At 43.7% G+C, this 17,732-nt stretch carries 14 protein-coding genes; 4 read left to right on the top strand and 10 right to left on the bottom strand.

The window, feature by feature from the left end:
• Positions 1–38 precede the first annotated feature (38 nt).
• From spoVG to B5F18_RS03965, 3 genes are read right to left on the bottom strand one after another with little or no spacing between them, the layout of a single operon-like run.
• A complete protein-coding gene (gene spoVG / locus B5F18_RS03975; RefSeq protein WP_087156380.1) occupies positions 39–314 on the bottom strand; it encodes a septation regulator SpoVG in 276 nt (91 codons plus the stop codon).
• A 41-nt stretch (positions 315–355) separates the two neighbouring features.
• Positions 356–1,474, bottom strand: a complete 1,119-nt coding sequence (gene glgD, locus B5F18_RS03970; RefSeq protein WP_087156379.1) for a glucose-1-phosphate adenylyltransferase subunit GlgD — start codon at positions 1,472–1,474, stop codon at positions 356–358.
• Entirely contained in the window at positions 1,471–2,745 is a 1,275-nt protein-coding gene (locus tag B5F18_RS03965; protein ID WP_087156378.1) for a glucose-1-phosphate adenylyltransferase, read from the bottom strand. Before B5F18_RS03965 ends, glgD begins: the two co-directional genes overlap by 4 nt.
• A 218-nt stretch (positions 2,746–2,963) precedes the next feature.
• Here B5F18_RS03965 and murC point away from each other — a divergent pair, with 218 nt between their 5' ends.
• The 4 genes from murC to B5F18_RS03945 all read left to right on the top strand — a co-directional run bounded on the left by murC (position 2,964) and on the right by B5F18_RS03945 (position 7,765).
• Positions 2,964–4,340 carry a UDP-N-acetylmuramate--L-alanine ligase gene (gene murC / locus B5F18_RS03960; protein WP_087156377.1) on the top strand — a complete coding sequence of 459 codons (1,377 nt, stop codon included), beginning with the start codon at positions 2,964–2,966 and terminating at the stop codon, positions 4,338–4,340.
• Positions 4,341–4,468: 128 nt separating this feature from the next.
• Positions 4,469–5,566 carry a DnaD domain protein gene (locus B5F18_RS03955; protein ID WP_087156376.1) on the top strand — a complete coding sequence of 366 codons (1,098 nt, stop codon included), beginning with the start codon at positions 4,469–4,471 and terminating at the stop codon, positions 5,564–5,566.
• Between the two features lie 16 nt (positions 5,567–5,582).
• Complete coding sequence (locus tag B5F18_RS03950) at positions 5,583–6,581, top strand: ATP-binding protein (RefSeq protein ID WP_087156375.1); 999 nt, start codon at positions 5,583–5,585, stop codon at positions 6,579–6,581.
• The gene (locus B5F18_RS03945; protein WP_087156374.1) at positions 6,578–7,765 is read left to right on the top strand and encodes a ribose-phosphate pyrophosphokinase; all 1,188 of its coding nucleotides are present in this window, start codon (positions 6,578–6,580) and stop codon (positions 7,763–7,765) included. Before B5F18_RS03950 ends, B5F18_RS03945 begins: the two co-directional genes overlap by 4 nt.
• Before the next feature lie 85 nt (positions 7,766–7,850).
• On the opposite strand, the gene B5F18_RS03940 is transcribed toward B5F18_RS03945, so the two are convergent.
• From B5F18_RS03940 to B5F18_RS03910, 7 genes are all read right to left on the bottom strand, one after another.
• Complete coding sequence (locus tag B5F18_RS03940) at positions 7,851–9,404, bottom strand: ATP-binding protein (RefSeq protein ID WP_087156373.1); 1,554 nt, start codon at positions 9,402–9,404, stop codon at positions 7,851–7,853.
• Positions 9,405–9,406: 2 nt separating this feature from the next.
• On the bottom strand, positions 9,407–10,459 hold the full coding sequence (locus B5F18_RS03935; RefSeq protein ID WP_087156372.1) for a metallophosphoesterase family protein: 1,053 nt from the start codon (positions 10,457–10,459) through the stop codon (positions 9,407–9,409).
• Complete coding sequence (locus B5F18_RS03930; RefSeq protein ID WP_087156371.1) at positions 10,395–11,603, bottom strand: sensor histidine kinase; 1,209 nt, start codon at positions 11,601–11,603, stop codon at positions 10,395–10,397. Before B5F18_RS03930 ends, B5F18_RS03935 begins: the two co-directional genes overlap by 65 nt.
• Positions 11,593–12,285, bottom strand: a complete 693-nt coding sequence (gene vanR / locus B5F18_RS03925) for a VanR-ABDEGLN family response regulator transcription factor (RefSeq protein ID WP_087156370.1) — start codon at positions 12,283–12,285, stop codon at positions 11,593–11,595. The genes B5F18_RS03930 and vanR overlap by 11 nt, the downstream gene beginning before the upstream one ends.
• 88 nt (positions 12,286–12,373) lie before the next feature.
• Positions 12,374–13,765, bottom strand: coding sequence for an asparagine--tRNA ligase (asnS, locus tag B5F18_RS03920; protein WP_087156369.1), 1,392 nt, complete (start codon positions 13,763–13,765; stop codon positions 12,374–12,376).
• A 74-nt stretch (positions 13,766–13,839) separates the two neighbouring features.
• Positions 13,840–16,347: a hypothetical protein gene (locus B5F18_RS03915; RefSeq protein ID WP_087156368.1), complete on the bottom strand. Its 2,508-nt coding sequence runs from the start codon at positions 16,345–16,347 to the stop codon at positions 13,840–13,842.
• A 14-nt stretch (positions 16,348–16,361) separates the two neighbouring features.
• Positions 16,362–17,501, bottom strand: coding sequence for a class I SAM-dependent methyltransferase (locus tag B5F18_RS03910; RefSeq protein ID WP_087156367.1), 1,140 nt, complete (start codon positions 17,499–17,501; stop codon positions 16,362–16,364).
• Positions 17,502–17,732: the final 231 nt, after the last annotated feature.

Raw genomic sequence — 17,732 nt, 5'->3', positions numbered from 1 at the left:
TGGTCTTTTCTAAATCTTTTTCATAAATTTTCAAATTACTATTCCTCTTCCGGAACTTCCCGAAGAGCTTCTTCGTATTTTTCAAGGATGATGGATTGGATCCTCTCCCTTGTCTCAGAATTGATTGGATGCGCAATATCTCTGTATTCTCCATCCAGCGCCTTTTTGCTTGGCATTGCGATGAAAAGTCCTTTTTCTCCTTCAATCACTTTGATATCATGTACTACAAACTCATCATCCATAGTTATAGATACCACTGCTTTTAATTTACCTTCTTTTGCTACTTTGCGCACACGTACATCTGTAATCTGCATAACTTCAAGCCCCTTTCTCCTGATGATCCATTGTCCACATTTTACAATGAATACCTCTCATTCTTTTCTACAACGACCTTAACTCCATTTTCACCAACATGTCTTGCATTGGCACGGATAGTGTCTCTGCTCTCCACAATACAGTTTTCAATATACGCGTTATCCCCAAGGTAAACATCATTTAGAATAATGGAATTTTTAATCACACAGTTATTTCCAATAAAACTCTTGCTGAAAATAATGGAATTTTCTACTGTTCCGTTTATAATACAGCCACTGGAAACAAGACTGTTCTTTACAACTGCTCCTGGATTGTATTTCGCCGGAGGCAGGTCATTTACTTTTGAATAGATATCCGGGTGCTGTTTAAAGAAATAATGTCTTACATCAGCCTTCAGGAAATCCATATTTGTCTTATAATATGCATCCACTGTCGCAATATTGCTCCAGTAATCTTTCATTTTATATCCATAAATCCTCTTCTGATTCTTATAACGAATCAAAATGTCATTTACAAAGTCATGTCTTCCATCCTCTGCGCAGCTCTCTATGAGCTCCATCAGAAGCCTGCGGCGAATAACATAAATTCCGGTTGAGATCGTGTTGGATTTTGCAACGATTGGTTTTTCTTCAAACTGATCGATCCTCATTGTTTCATCCATCTTAATCGTACCGAAACGGCTTGCATCTTCCCCCGGCTCCAAGTCCTTGCACACAACCGTAATATCTGCTTTTTTTGCAATATGATATTCCAACACTTTATTGTAATCCAGCTTGTACACAGCATCACCAGACGTAATGATGACATATGGCTCGTGTGACCTTCTGAGGAAATCCAGATTTTGATAGATTGCATCAGCAGTTCCTCTGTACCAGTCACTATTTTCCGCCGTAATAGTCGGGGTGAATACGAAAAGGCCTCCCTGCTTTCTCCCGAAATCCCACCATTTGGAAGAATTCAAATGCTCATGCAGAGACCTGGAATTATACTGCGTTAAAACAGCTACCTTTTGCACATGAGAGTTTGACATATTGCTCAAAGCAAAGTCGATACATCTGTAACTTCCTGCAACCGGCATCGCAGCCACTGCCCTTTTATGTGTCAATTCACGCATCTTCTTGCTGTTCCCGCCTGCTAAAATAATACCTATTGCTCTCATGCCCGTTCACCTGCCTTTATTAATGTTTCACCGCTCTCGAGAACCCCTTCCGGATAATCCTCTTTCACAGTCACACCGCTGATCGCTGTGTTTTTACCGACTTGTACCCCTTCCGGGATGACAGAGTTTTCTCCGATAGTAACAAGCCCTCCGGAATAAATATTCGGTTTTGTTTTGTTCGGTACTTCTCCGCCAATTCCAAGTGTAACAGAATCTTTGATCTCCACACCTTCTGCAATGATCGACTTATCGATCACACAATTTTCACCAATATGTACATCTTTCATAATGATTGAGTCTTTGATAACTGTTCCTTTTCCAACTGTCACACCCGAGCCGATCACAGAGCTGTGGATCTCTCCGTAAATCTCGGATCCTTCCCCTATGATACTTTTTTCGATCACAGAGTTGTCGGAAATATACTGCGGAGGAATAATATCGCTGTTTGTATAAATCTTCCAGAATTCTTCATACAGATTGAATTCAGGAATGATATCTATCAGCTCCATATTAGCCTCCCAATAGGAACTCAGTGTCCCTACGTCTTTCCAATATCCGGTATATTCGTAGGCAAAAATTCGTGACCCCTTTTCATGACAATACGGAATGATATGTTTTCCAAAGTCACAAGATGGCTGCTCGGAAAGTTTCACAAGAGCCTCTTTGAGTACAGGCCAGCTGAAAATATAGATACCCATGGACGCTAAATTGCTCTTAGGTTTCGGAGGTTTTTCCTCAAATTCTGTAATCCTTCCCTCGCTGTCTGTCACAACCACTCCAAAACGGCTTGCCTCCTCGATCGGGACAGGCATCGCGGCAATCGTGATATCCGCATTGTGTTCTTTGTGGTAGTCCAGCATTACCTCATAATCCATCTTGTAGATATGATCGCCGGAAAGGATCAATACGTAGTCCGGATTAAATGTCTCCATATAATTCAGGTTCTGATAAATCGCATTTGCCGTACCAGTGTACCATTCACTATTGGCACTCTTTTCATATGGAGGAAGTATGGTCACCCCTCCGATATTTCTATCCAAATCCCAAGGGATACCGATTCCAATATGCGTATTCAGTCTCAACGGCTGATACTGCGTAAGTACGCCTACTGTATCAATGCCCGAATTGATGCAGTTGCTGAGCGGAAAGTCTATAATTCTGTATTTTCCACCGAATGCAACCGCAGGTTTTGCAACTTTTGCCGTCAGCACTCCCAGCCTGCTGCCCTGGCCCCCGGCTAAAAGCATTGCAATCATTTCTTTCTTAATCATGTCCTCACCCCTTCTCAGTAATGATGTGCTAACATTATAACACACTTCTTTCCAATCGTGAACAATTCTTATAAAAAATATTGAATTTTTTTAAACTTTTTATGAATATATCACAAAAAGAATTCGCTTGGTTTTTTTATGGTATATGTTTATAATATGATAGTAATGTAATATTATATGACAATTATTTGTAAAATTTTGGACAGGAAGTGTTAAATATGTATCATATTGATTTTAAAAAACCCATTCATATCCATTTTATTGGCATCGGAGGCATAAGCATGAGCGGACTTGCAGAAGTTCTTCTTCAGGAAGGGTTTTTCATTTCAGGCAGCGATAACCAGGAGAGCGCTCTGACAAGACATCTTGCGGATGCAGGTGCCATTATCCATATTGGCCAGAAAGCCGAAAATATTACTGATGATACCTCGCTGGTCGTATACACTGCGGCCATCCATGAAGATAATGAAGAGTTCAGGGCCGCAAAGGAAAAAGGGGTGCCTATGCTGACCCGCGCCGAGCTGCTTGGACAGATGATGAAAAATTACAAAGAGCCCATCGCTGTGTCCGGCACCCACGGAAAAACAACCACCACTTCCATGCTTACACACATTCTGCTGGCAGGCGATACAGATCCTACTGTGTCTGTAGGCGGCATCCTCCATGCCATTGGCGGAAACATCCGTGTGGGCCACTCTGATATATTTGTCACTGAAGCATGCGAATACACAAACAGTTTCCTCCATTTCTTCCCTAAGACAGGAATTATATTGAATATTGAAGAAGATCATCTCGATTTCTTTAAAGACATTGATGATATCCGCAATTCTTTCCGCAAATTTGCAGAACTTCTCCCTGCCGATGGTACTCTCATCATCAACGGCGAGATTGAAAAACGGCATGAAATCACAAAGAATTGTGTATGCCGCATAGTCACGTTTGGGCTTGCAAAAGATATGGATTTTTCAGCCTCTGACATAGCATTTGATGAAAAAGGAAATGTCTCTTTCCATCTTTTTGAACATGGAGAGAATTGCGGACGTATCCGTCTATCCGTACCAGGAGAACACAACGTGCAAAATGCTCTGTCTGCAATTGCGGCTGCAAGGAGCTTAGGTGTATCTTTGGACAATATTCAAAAAGGTCTTCTTTCCTTTGAGGGCACGAATCGCCGCTTTGAATACAAAGGTTGCAAAAATGGATTTACCATTGTGGATGACTATGCGCATCACCCGACAGAGATTACTGCAACATTGCAGGCTGCAAAACATTATCCTCACAAGTCACTTTGGTGTGTTTTCCAGCCACACACATACAGTAGGACAAAATCATTGTTTGATGATTTTGTAAACACACTTTCTCTTGCAGAACATGTTATCGTAGCGGATATTTACGCTGCGCGGGAGACTGACACACTTGGAGTGTCCTCAGAGCAGCTGGCTAATGCACTGAAGGCAAAAGGGTGTGATGCCTATTATTTTCCATCTTTTGAGAAAATCGAAACATTTCTTTTAGAGCACATGCATCCGCAAGATTTGTTGATAACTATGGGTGCAGGAAATGTCGTAGCCATTGGAGAAGAATTGTTAAAGTAGTATTTATCCACATTTTCCACACGTACTTATCCACAAAATGGGTATTTTTTCGGCAAAAAAATACTTTGCCCGCCCATTCTAAAATGTTATAATAACCCTTACACAGTAAGAGAAGAGGGAGAGAGAGTATGCAGACAGTGACACTGAAATGCCGGGAGAGCAGGCAGACAATCATTGAAAATATGTTTATTGACCATCACATGGCAAAGGCGAATGGAGAATACGTAAAGGTCTATCTGCTGCTTCTGCGCTATCTGCAGAATCCGGATTCACCTGTCACGATCGCCTTCCTTGCAGATTGCCTTGAAAATACGGAAAAAGATATTTTGAGGGCACTGCTTTACTGGCAGAAAACCGGACTTTTGTCCGTTCTTTACGACACAAAAGGTGAAGTTTGCTCTATTGAATTTGGAAAGAGCGAAAAAGCACAGGAGGCGCCGGCCGCACAGACACCGGCCTCCTCAGGGGAGGAAAAAGTGCAGGCGAAAAAAAGTGCAGATTCTTTGCGCACACCGGCTGCGCGTTCCGGGTTGTCCGAACCAATTCCAGCTATTTCAAATCCCAAGAAAAATTCTCTTCGCTCACACAAGGAGTTTCGTCAGCTTGTATTTGTGGCGGAGCAGTATCTTGGAAAAACTTTGACAAAGACAGATTTGGATACGATCAATTATTTTTACGATGAATTGAATTTCTCTGTAGATTTGATAGAATATTTGATAGAATACTGTGTGGACAATGGACACCGCAGTATCCATTACATACAAAAAGTCGGACTTTCCTGGTCCGAGCAAAAGATCACCACTGTGGAGGATGCTCGTATGATCTCCTCCAGGTACAATAAAAACTGCTACAGCGTGCTGAATGCATTTGGTATCAAAGGGCGGGGACCCGCTCTTGCGGAGCTTGACTTTATCCGCAAATGGACAGAGGAGTACGGATTTGAGTTGGAGGTCATCATTGAGGCCTGCAACCGCACCATCACAAACACCCATCAGCCAAGTTTTGAGTACGCAGATAAAATTCTTCAGAACTGGAGAATGCAGAATATCCGGCATCTGTCGGACGTGGCAAAATCCGATGCTCTGTTCCAGAAAGATGTCGCGGTAAAACAGCGCGCTGTTTCCCATTTACAGCCGGCTGTTTCCGGCAATAAATTCAACAATTTCCAGGGACGCACATATGATATGGACTCTCTGGAAGAACAATTATTAAACAGCCATTCATAAAAGAAGGAGAACTCTTGTGGCACTCAATAATTCTCAATACGATACGATTATGCGTTCTTATGAACAAAAACAACTGCATAGTCAGGACCGGTTATTCCGCCATTACGAGGAAATTTACCGAAAGATACCGGAAATCAAAGAGATTGACGATTCTATCTCCAGTCTGAGTGTGGAAAAGGCAAAGCTTTTGCTTAACGGCGAACGCTCGGCACTGGATTCTTTAAAAACACAGCTGCACGATATGTTTGTCAGGAAACAGACACTGCTTCTTGACCACGGCTATCCTGCCGGGTATCTGGAGCCGGAATATGAATGTCCGGACTGCCATGATACCGGCTATATTGATGGAAAAAAGTGCCATTGTTTTCAAAAGGCAGCGATACAGCTTTTGTACAAGCAGTCCAATCTGAACGAAATCCTGAAAGAAGAAAATTTTGCACACCTTTCTTATTCTTATTATTCAGACAGCCACATTGACGCTAAGACGGGTCAGTCTGCCCTTGCGATGATAAAACATGCAGTGACAGTGTGCCATGATTTTGTCGGGACATTTTCGTCGGATTTCCGCAACCTCTTTTTCTACGGAGATACCGGTGTGGGAAAAACATTTCTTTCCCACTGCATTGCGGCCCAATTGATAGAGCGCGCTTATTCTGTGCTCTATTTTTCAGCGTTCGAACTTTTTGACATTTTTGCAAAAAGCCGTTTTGGTCGTGACAGCGAGGCTGCTGATATGAATGAACACATTTTTGACTGTGACCTTCTCATCATTGACGACCTTGGTACGGAATTGTCCAATTCCTTCACTTCATCCCAATTGTTTTTATGCGTCAATGAGAGGCTGCTGCGCAAAAAATCCACGATAATTTCTACCAATCTTTCTTTTGATTCATTGGTGGATTTATATACGGAGAGAACCTTCTCCAGAATTACAAGCAACTATACCATGTTAAAACTAACGGGCGATGACATTCGCATCCAAAAAAAGTTAATGAACAGGGAGGCAAATCAATGATACACCGTACAGAACGCAACTTAGAAAATATTCCCGTAGGCTCTTTGGGAATCATTCCTATCACAGGCTGTGAGGAGCTTGGCAGCAAAGTCAATGCTTATCTCACCAAATGGAGAAAGGAAAGTCTTCACGAGTATAAAGACGACATTCTTTTTACAGACTATGTAAAAGACAACTACATCGTCAAGTCCCAGCTGCCGCGTTTTGGCTCCGGGGAGGCGAAAGCTACCCTGAACGAGTCTGTGCGCGGAAAAGATTTGTACATTATGGCTGATGTCTGCAACTACAGCATCACCTACACACTCAATGGCAGGACAAACCATATGTCTCCGGACGACCATTTCCAGAATTTAAAGAGAATCATTGCTGCGATTGGCGGAAAGGCGAGACGTATCAATGTCATCATGCCATTCCTCTATGAGAGCAGGCAGCATAAGAGGAGCAGCCGTGAATCTTTGGACTGCGCTCTTGCTCTTCAGGAACTTGTCAACATGGGCGTAGACAATATCATTACGTTTGATGCTCATGATCCTCGAGTACAAAATGCAATTCCGTTGAGCGGATTTGAGACCGTGCCTCCTACTTATCAGTTTATCAAAGGCCTGCTTCGTTTTGCACCAGATCTCAAGATCGACAGTGAACATTTGATGGCCATCAGCCCGGACGAGGGCGCTACCAGCCGTGCGATCTATCTTGCAAACGTACTCGGTATTGACATGGGAATGTTCTATAAACGCCGCGACTATACAAGGATCGTGGATGGACGCAATCCGATCGTTGCTCACGAATTCCTAGGATCCTCCGTGGAGGGCAAGGATGTCATCATCATTGACGATATGATCTCATCCGGCGACAGTATCCTGGATGTCGCAAAACAGCTGAAAGCACGCAAAGCAAACCGTATTTTTGCGGCAGCTACATTTGGTCTTTTCACAAACGGCCTGGAGAAATTTGATGAGGCATATGAAAAGGGCATTATCCACGGAATCCTCACAACAAACTCTATCTATCAGACTCCGCAGCTGCTTGAAAGACCTTATTATATCAACTGCGACTTGAGCAAATATATCGCCCTTATCATCGATACACTCAATCACGATGGTTCTCTGAACGATATCCTCAATCCAAGTGAACGTATTCAACATGTTTTGAAGAAATACCAAAACGGCGAACCAATTAAATAAATATAACAGGGCAGCCCCAACATTACCCTTTATACAACAAAAATGGTGCATCAGTATGTTTTCCAACTTCTGATACACCATTTTTCTATATCTTTGTGAAAGAAATCCCTCCTTCTTTCATAATCTCCATCTCTCTTTTCTGGCAGGTAAACAAAATCACCTGGCCACAGTTTTTTGACAGCCATTTCAGCGTTTCCCCAAGCCTTTTATCATCGTAATACACAAAGGTTTCATCCAGAATGACCGGAAATTCTTCCTCATACAGAAATTTCGCCGCTGCCATGCGCAGTGCAAAGTAGACCTGCTCAAGAGTTCCTCTGCTGATCTGTTCTGCCATCAGAAGATGCTCTCCTCTCCAGAGACGGACCCCCAGCTCATCATCCAGCACAACCTTTTTGTACGCGCCTCCCGTGATCTCATTCATAATTTCGGACACTGTTTCATTGAACTGTTTTGCAAGCCTCTTCCTCATCTCATCTGAGAGTTTCTTAATCTGGTTCCCTGCCAGCTCAAGCGCTGCCTTTTTCTTGTACAGCAGTTTCTCCCCTTCATCCACAAAATCCAGCTCGTCCATCTGATCCTGAATATTTCCATACTGGATCTCCTTTTCTTTTCTAAGTCCTGTGAGGTGTTCCACCTTCCATCTCAGCTTTTCACAATCCTCAGCTTTCCGCTCTCCCAAAAGTTCTCCTGTATTCATCTGCTCCATGCGCACTTTCTTTTTCTCCACTTTAAGCCTGTTCCATACAAAAAGTCCGCACGCAAGCCCAATGACAATAGCCCAGAGATAGCTCCATGGTTTATGCAGGAGTACAAAACAAAGCAACAACAGTAAAATCATACCCGCAATTGCCGCAGGATGTACTCTCCATTTTTTCCGCGCCGCTCTTTCTTCTCTTAGTTTTTCCCGATAATACTCTTCATCCTTAATCTGGATGTCTTCTTCCGAAATCCTCTCCTGCAGTCTGCATTTTGTCTCTTCTATTTCCCCGGAAAGCCTGTGGATATCCCGCCAGATATAAGAGGCTTCACTTTCCAACTGCTCCCGTTTCCGTTTCTTTTCCTGCATATTCTGATTCAGCTGTTTTTCCACTTCTTTTCTCTTTTTTTCCAGACACTCCAAGGCCCTTGACAGATGTATCTCTTCATTTCCGGATGAAAGATATTCCGCCGCTGCGTCCTTTAATTGCTTTGCAAGCTGTGCGGAAACTTCCGGGTGCGTCTGGTTTACAGATACTGTATCCTCATATTGACGCGCTTTCATTCCCTCTAAGAGCATTTCCAAATCACCTTGTTCCTCGGAGAGCTGCTCCCCGTCATCCAAACAAGTGAGCACTGTTTTTTTTGAATACTTGTCAAAATGCCTCTCCAAAAGGAACCTTCTTCCGCCGCTTTGGAATTCCATGACTCCTGCATAGTAATTCGGATTTTCCAAGGGCTGATACCTTGTAAAAAGGTCAGTCAACGATGCCCTGCCTCTTGCTCTTTCCATCCCAAACAGCATGGCGCGCAAAAACGCATGAATGGTAGATTTTCCCATCTCGTTCTCCCCGTATATCACGTTGATGCCCTTTTGCAGGATGATCTCTTTTTCAGAAAATTTTCCAAAATTTTTTATATTCAGTTTTTGTATCTCCATATTTAACCCCTTTTTGTATCCATCAATGCCTGTACGCCCTCGTACAAAGCCATCTGCTCTACACTGCCCTCCTCAAAGTCCTGAAGGCTTTCAATATATTTCCCGAGAAGATTGTCCCTGTTACGCAAAACCAGACGCTCCAGGTCATAGAATGGCTTTGTCTCATCCTGAATCTCCAGAATGTTTCCATAGACATCCATGGTATTTGGCAGGAATATCATCTCTGCTCCTCGGAAACCGGTAAGTGTAAGCTTATAGAGATTTTCCCCTCCACACTCATCTATAATTGCTTTTATCTTCTCCCTCAGTCCAGCATTGGTCATATCTTTATCGACCTCTATTTTTTTATGGATATACTCCCTTTTTGCACACGGAACAAATTTGATGCGTACACCCTGAGCACTGCAAAGGCCTTTGATATACCCGTGTTGTCCTGTATCGTTTTTATCAATTGGCTCAAGCGCACCTGCGTAAGCAGCCCTCTGCCCCATTGTCTGCGGCTTGTGGATGTGACCCATGGCAATATAATCATACCCCAGTGCATCCAGCTTTTCTCTTTTTACCGGGATGTGTTTTTCATCTCCCCCGTGCGCCAGAAGAATCTCGTGCCTGAATTTTCCGGGCGCAGCCGCGGTATCGTACAAAGGCTGCCTTATTTCCCTTTTATGGTAACTGAACCCATACACGCCGAGATCATATTCTTCAAAAGCCGCACACTGCATCTGTTCTCCAAATAAGGGAAATACATTGTCTGCCCATGAAAAGGTGGCATAATAAGAATCCTTCTTTATGTAATCGTGGTTTCCCGCAATGAGTACTACTTTTGTGTAGGACAGCTTTGAGAACAGATAGTTCACTTCTTTAAGCTCCCTCATCAGAGGCTGCCTGTGAAACAAATCTCCTGCAATAAAGAGAAAATCTATTCTCTCCTTCTCGCACACATTAACAATCCCCAAAAAGCTGTCCCATATTTCCTGTTTCCTCTGTCCGCTATACTTTTTTCCCGCGTCCGGTTCTGCTCCTAAATGCACGTCTGCCATGTGTATAAATTTCATCTTTCTTCCCCTTTTTTTCTGCCATGTTTCTTGGCAGCGACACGATAAAATCTGTGCGCCTATCCTGGCTCTGTGCGTAAATGCCGCCGCCGTGGAGTTCCACGATCTCTTTTGCAATTGCAAGTCCAAGCCCAGCTCCGCCTGTCGCACTTGACCTGGAGCCATCCACACGGTAGAACTTCTCAAAAATAATTCCTAGCTCTCTCTCTGGTATGGTATCGCCCAAATTGGAAAAAACAATTCTCACTCCCGTCTTTGTCTTTTCCGCCTTTATTGAAATCTGGGTGTCCGGATAACAGTAGGATACAGCGTTGCGCAGAAGATTGTCAAACACTCTGGCAAGCTTGTCCGCATCCCCGGTGATCATAAGCTCTTCTTCCGCCTCCACCAAACACGTCAGATGTTTACTCTGCAGAACTGCATACATCTCATCTGCCAGCTGCTCCAGCATCATTGTCAGGTTCAGCTCCACCGGTTCCAGCACAATGTCCTGAAGATTGAATTTTGTTATCTCAAAAAATTCACTGATCAGCTCCCCAAGCCGCAGCGATTTTTCCAGGGAAATCTTCGTGTATTTGATCCTCTCCTCCTTTGACATATCCGGGTGCGCATCCAGCATGCTCAAATACGCCACAATTGATGTCAAAGGCGTCTTCAGGTCATGGGCAAGAAAGACAACCAGATCATTCTTCTTTTTCTCCCCCTCGATGGCCTCCCTCTCCTGCCGCTTTAAGGTCGTCTTGATTTCATTGAGCCTGGACTCGATTGGTGCAAGCTCTGTGATCAGCTCTATCGGTTTTTCAGAATCTGATACAATGTTCTCGATTCCTTCTTCCACCTGAATCAGATATTTTGTCATCTTGGTAAGTGCGATGTAAAACAAAATCGAAAAGAGCAGCAGAAATCCAATGACCATAAAAAATTGTTTGTTGTGTCCAATAAGTTTCCAGTACCATTCTCTGGCTGTCGCCTCATCCATGTGAAAGGCCATCAAAATATCCATAAAAGCTTTTGTAATCTGATCATTGTAAGGTCCGTCAATCAGATAGGTCAGCAGAAATCCGCCGATAAGCACAGTGAGCGCGGTGACAAAAACCGCCTGCAAAAGAATGGTCAGTTTCAGTTTTCGATAATTATTCTTCAACTTTGTATCCTACTCCCCAAACTGTCTTGATAAAATCAGATTTTCCTGTAGGTCCACTCATCTTTTCCCTGAGATGCCGAATGTGGACCATGACTGTATTGTTGCTGTTTTTGTAATACTGCTCATGCCAGACTTTTTCAAAAAGCTCCTCTGAGCTTATGACTTTTCCTCTGTTCTCACACAAAAGCCAGAGAATGTCAAATTCTGTCGGTGTGAGCGTGAGAGGTTTCTCGTTGTATGTACATTCGTGAGACTTTCGGTCCAGCACAAGGCCTGCAAAATCAATGACATCAGCCTCTTCTTTTACACCCTCATTGTACTGTGTATATCTGCGCAGCTGCGCCTTCACCCGGGCCACAAGTTCCAGAGGATTGAATGGTTTCGGAATATAGTCATCCGCACCAAGCGTAAGCCCTGCAATCTTGTCCATATACTCTACCTTTGCCGTCAGCATAAGAACCGGAAAGGTATATTTCTCCCTTATCTTTTTCAATATCTCAAATCCGTCGATGTCCGGGAGCATAACGTCCAGAATTGCCAGATCGATCTTGGTATTTTCAATACACTCCAGTGCCTCTTTTCCTGTGTAAAATTTAAAAATCCTGTACTGGTCATTCTTCAAGTACAATTCCACCACGTCTGCAATCTCCATCTCATCGTCGACTACTAAAATATTCTGCATATCTGCCTCCTGTATTGTAAAAACAGCGCCAGAAGATTTTCTTTTTAACCCCCTGGCGCCAATCCTTCCACTATATTCTGCGTCTTTTCTATAATTCACAGTTGTTTACTGTTCTCGGGAATGGAATGACGTCCCTGATGTTGGACATTCCTGTCAGATACATCACACAGCGCTCAAATCCAAGTCCAAAGCCCGCATGTCTTGTAGAACCATATTTGCGCAGATCCAGATAGAATCCGTAATCTTTTGGATCCAGACCCAGCTCATTCATACGGCCCAGCAATTTATTATAATCATCCTCTCTTTGACTTCCTCCGATAATCTCTCCAATTCCAGGGACAAGACAGTCCACTGCTGCGACTGTTTTATTGTCCTCGTTCATCTTCATGTAAAATGCTTTGATATCTTTTGGATAGTCCGTTACAAACACCGGACGCTTGAACACTTCCTCTGTCAGATATCTCTCATGTTCTGTCTGAAGATCGCATCCCCATGAAACTTTATAATCAAACTTGTCATTGTTCTTTGACAAAATATCGATAGCCTCTGTGTAAGTCACTCTGGCAAAATCAGAGTTTACTACATTCTCAAGTCTCTCCAAAAGCCCCTTATCCACAAAGGAATTGAAAAAATTCATCTCCTCAGGCGCATGTTCCATCACGTAGCGGATGATATACTTTAACATACTCTCCGCAAGGATCATATTGTCCTCCAGATCTGCAAAGGCAATCTCCGGTTCAATCATCCAGAACTCCGCAGCATGACGTGTAGTGTTGGAATTTTCCGCGCGGAATGTAGGCCCGAATGTATAAATATTGCGGAATGCCTGCGCATAGGTCTCACCGTTTAACTGTCCGCTCACAGTCAGATTCGTTTCTTTTCCAAAAAAATCTTTTGTATAGTCCACAGAGCCATCCTGATTTTTCGGGAGATCTTTCATATCCAGCGTTGTCACCTGGAACATCTCGCCTGCACCTTCGCAGTCACTGCCTGTGATGAGCGGTGTGTGTACATACACAAATCCTCTCTCCTGAAAAAATTTATGGATCGCATACGCACACAGGGAGCGCACACGGAATACAGCCTGGAATGTATTTGTCCTTGGCCGCAGATGCGCGATCGTGCGCAAATACTCAAAAGAATGGCGTTTCTTCTGCAGTGGATACTCCGGTGTAGATGCTCCTTCCACGGTAACCTCATCCGCCTGGATCTCAAACGGCTGTTTTGCATTCGGAGTTGCCACAAGCGTGCCGGTGACAATGATGGCAGCCCCCACGTTGAGCCTGCTTATCTCGGAAAAATTTTTCATCTTGTCATGGTATACTACCTGCAGCGGCTCAAAGAAAGACCCGTCATTCACCACGATAAATCCAAAAGTTTTGGAGTCGCGGATGCTGCGCACCCATCCCCCGATACTCACCTTTTTGTCCAGATATTCTTCTTTGTTTCTATATAGATCCTTTATGGTAACTAAATCCATTTTCACACCCTCCAACTTTTTGTCCATGATGATTTATTATAGCACAGCATTGCAAAAGGAATCCACCTAAATTTCTACTTTACAAAGCCAATCATAGCTTTTCCGCTGCCTGCTATCAGTTCTTCCGCTTTCTCGGTTGTGACGTGTTCCATTTGTCCTGTTGCAGGGTCCAGATATGCCACATTTTTTGTATCGTATCCAATGAGCAACACAGCGCTGGCGCTGTCTTTGAGTGCGATCACCGGAGTGCCCTTGCTGATGATATAAAGTACTTCTTCCACTGTACATCCCGTCAGGTCCAGTGTCTCCTTACCGCTGTGCTCGGAAAGGATTTCAACCGCACTTTTTCCTTCCTCACGTTCTTTCTTTACATCTGTGCGGGTCCCCTCCATCTCCAACACTTTTCTAATGCACGCCGACAGGGAATCTTCGCCTTCTTCCAGAGTAAACTCGCCGATGTCTTCAATAATATACTGAAGGTCACGGTTTCCTCTCTCCCACACACACGCCTGACTTGTGGCAGATACAACAACGCCGGACACCTGGTCAGCCTCCTGGATGGCATATCCTGCCTTATCGTAGACACCTAGCATCTGGCCAAGTCCGTATACATAATATCCTCTTTTCTTGCTCGTAGTGTCAAATGCTACTGTGGCCGGGTTCTCTAAAATCACCTGTTTTGGCTCTTTCACAGCCGGTTTTGTATTGGACAGTCCGTCCGCATATTTCAGCCGCATCTGCTTTTCCTTTTGATCCGAACTGTAGGATTGCAAGGTAATGTTGTTCTCCTCGTGTTCCTCATTGTTTGTGATATAGTCTTGGCTGATAGCTGTGTACAGTGCCCCGTTTTTCGTGCATCGGTTCACCGTCACCTGATTTTCCTCAATAAGAATGTCCTGTACATAAATATTTTCAGGCTGGTAAGTTTTTGCAACCTTGTTATTCTTATCACGGATTTCCAGCTTATACATTGGAACAACAGAAGTTCCTGAGACTGTCTTTCCTTCATCTCCCTGCTTTGCAAAACCGCACACAAGATCATGGTTCACAAACCCAAGGGGGCGGATATACTCTCCCTCGCCTGCCTGAACTTTGTAGGAATCCCCATTAGAAAGATTCATAGCTGTCACTTCCGTTGCCTCGTACAGAGAGCCAAGCGTCTGGTACGCGATCATATCCCCATCCTCGGACGCCACATACTGCCCTTGCCCAAGCCCGGATACAAGAATCTTCTTTCCTCCGTCTTCCAGGTTGATCCTGTACAGGTTTCCTTCGATCATCACATACAATTTATTTTGCTTATCACTGTAGTAGACAAGTTTTCCCAAATCATCCTCCGCAATCGCAAAGGATTTATTGCTCGGGATAAAGGCCTCTTCCTCCACTGTATTCTTGCTCTTGTCAAAATAATAGATCGCTGCTCCGACCTTTCCTTCGTGGTGTCCGCGATTCATATATCCGTACACGACAAACGCTGTACTTCCGTTGTCTTTCATTGAGATCAGCTTGATTTTGTGCTGGTCGTAGAGGCTTCTTGCATCCTCCCTCTTCTCATCCGCAAAGCTGAAAACGCGGTACAGAGAATCATTTTCCTTATCATAGCTCCAAAGCTCCCTCTCCTGCACAAAAGATACACTTGTGCCGTCCTCATTCGCAAGATAAGGAAGGTTTTCAGGAGCCATTCCAAGGTCCACGCCCTGGCTGTCAAGCATATTTGCCTCTTCATCAAAAATACGGTTCATCGTCCTGTCATAATCCAGAAGATACATCTTATCCCGGTAATTCCTTGTCCGGTAGAACTCCCTTACATTGTATAGTTCACTCTCCCCCTCTTCGTCAGAACATTTCACCTGATACCGCAGCTGGATGGATGAGTATGTCTCAGTTCCTTCTTTGATGTCCCACTGAATGTCCCCAACGATCTCAGGAGTAAGGTTTCCCCATGTAACATGATCTAAATCGGAGTGGATCGTTACATGCTGCAGTGTTGTATTATCCCCCTCACTGTTTGGCTCAATATAGTTAACGAGTGTATCTGTCTGCGTCTTTTGTATGGCCTTTGTCTGGAAATCTTTTACAAAATCCAGGTTTTCTTTGATATGATAGTCCACAGCAGGTGCGATCCTGGTATAATAATAGGCCTCTTTGTCATCCCCAAATTTAAGAGCGATCTTCAAAATCGCCTCATCCACATTCGGCATGGCTGTGGCCAGTTTCAAAGTTATCGTATCCTGCACATCTGCTTTTCCGCTCTTTAACTTTGTCTTGCCGTCCAAAGTATAGATCTCATAAGAAAACGCTCCCACATCCGCACCATAATCCCTGATATTGATGTTCAGGCTGCCATCCTGATTAAGCGGTGTGAGTGTATCACGCATGGCGGTCATCTCCATCTCATCCACATAACCGACAAGCTGATTCACCGTGTATCCGCTCGTTGTAAAGGTGACAGACGGCAAAGTTGCATCCTCCATCACCACCTCTTTTTCCCTGTTCTCCTTTTTTGTCACATTGAAGAAAATGAATGCTGCCGCTGCAAGGAAAACAGCGACAATTCCTACCCTTATCAAAACTTTTTTCATTCTATACTACCCCTTTATTTATCCAAAAGCTTTCCTATCGCAGGAGAGACATGAAAAAACTCTTCGCATGCAGTAATGGTGTCTCTCCACTCTTTTCTCTTCTCCTGTTTCACTGCCCGTATCAAAATATTTTTCGGCGTATGTTCCATATCGATAAATTCCAGAATCTGTACGTCATACCCCTCCCTTTCCAGATATTCTGCACGCAGACCATCTGTCAACAGAGCTGCCAGCCGCTCCTTGAGAAGTCCATACTTCATTATGGGTGCCAGTATTTCATTTTTCATCTGCCCATTCAGCTCATGCTGGCAGCACGGCACGGACAGGATCACTTTTGCATTCCACCCCACTGCTTTTGCAAGCGCATAATCTGTAGCTGTATCACATGCATGAAGTGTCACGACCATATCCACCTGCCCGCTCTTTTCATAATCCGCAATGTCGCCCTCCAGAAATTTCAGTTTCTCATACCCGTACTTTTCTGCCAGAGACTGACAATTTCTGATCACATCCGACTTCAGGTCCAGCCCTATTATCCTTATGTCCATCCCCCTCAAATCATGCAGATAATAGTACATGGCAAATGTCAGGTAAGACTTCCCGCATCCAAAATCCAAAATGGTGATCTCCCTTTCTTTTGGCAGCTTTGGGAGTACATCCTCAATGAATTCCAGAAAACGATTGATCTGCCGGAATTTATCGTATCTTGTCCTGATAATCTTCCCTTCCTTTGTCATCACACCCAAATCTTCCAGAAATGGGACATACACGCCTTCTTCCAAAATGTAATGTTTCTTTCTATTATGTGAGAAATCCACCTGCTTTACACTTTCTTTGCGCGCTTTCTTCTTTACAGAAATTCCGCCCTTTTTGTTGACAAGGACTGTTGCGGAAAAGTTTGTTGTCTCCACCTGCATCTGCTTGAACAACTTCAGATACTCCTCCACTTTTGGAATGATTCCTTCAGCATCTTCATTGCTGTGAAAGGCCTGTTTTCCTTTAAACTCTTCACACTGAAAATAAAGTGTCTCCTTCTTCATGACAGGCCGTATCTTTACTTTCAGGAACTCTCCTTTTTTCCTCTGCCCGCTTATAACAGCGGAAATAAAATCTATCGTAAAATATTCTCTCAAAATATCTTCCAAATGGCTCATGTATTCTCCTTAAAATAAAATTCTTTTCCCTATTACACTAGTCATTTTAAAGCCAAATATCAAAGGACGCAACAACTTTCCCGTTTTTTCGCGGGTTTTCTCCCATCCCCTTTCTTTCCAAATAGCAGAAAACACGCTCTGCAAATCTTCTATTTCAGAACAAATGGGCAAAGGACTTTCCTAATAGAATGAATGAAAAAAGCTGCACACCGTTTCCGGTGCACAGCTTTT

It is taken from the genome of Lachnoclostridium sp. An181 (genome assembly GCF_002160325.1).
Classification (GTDB): Bacteria; Bacillota; Clostridia; order Lachnospirales; family Lachnospiraceae; genus An181.
This window is presented reverse-complemented; position numbering and strand designations above follow the sequence as displayed.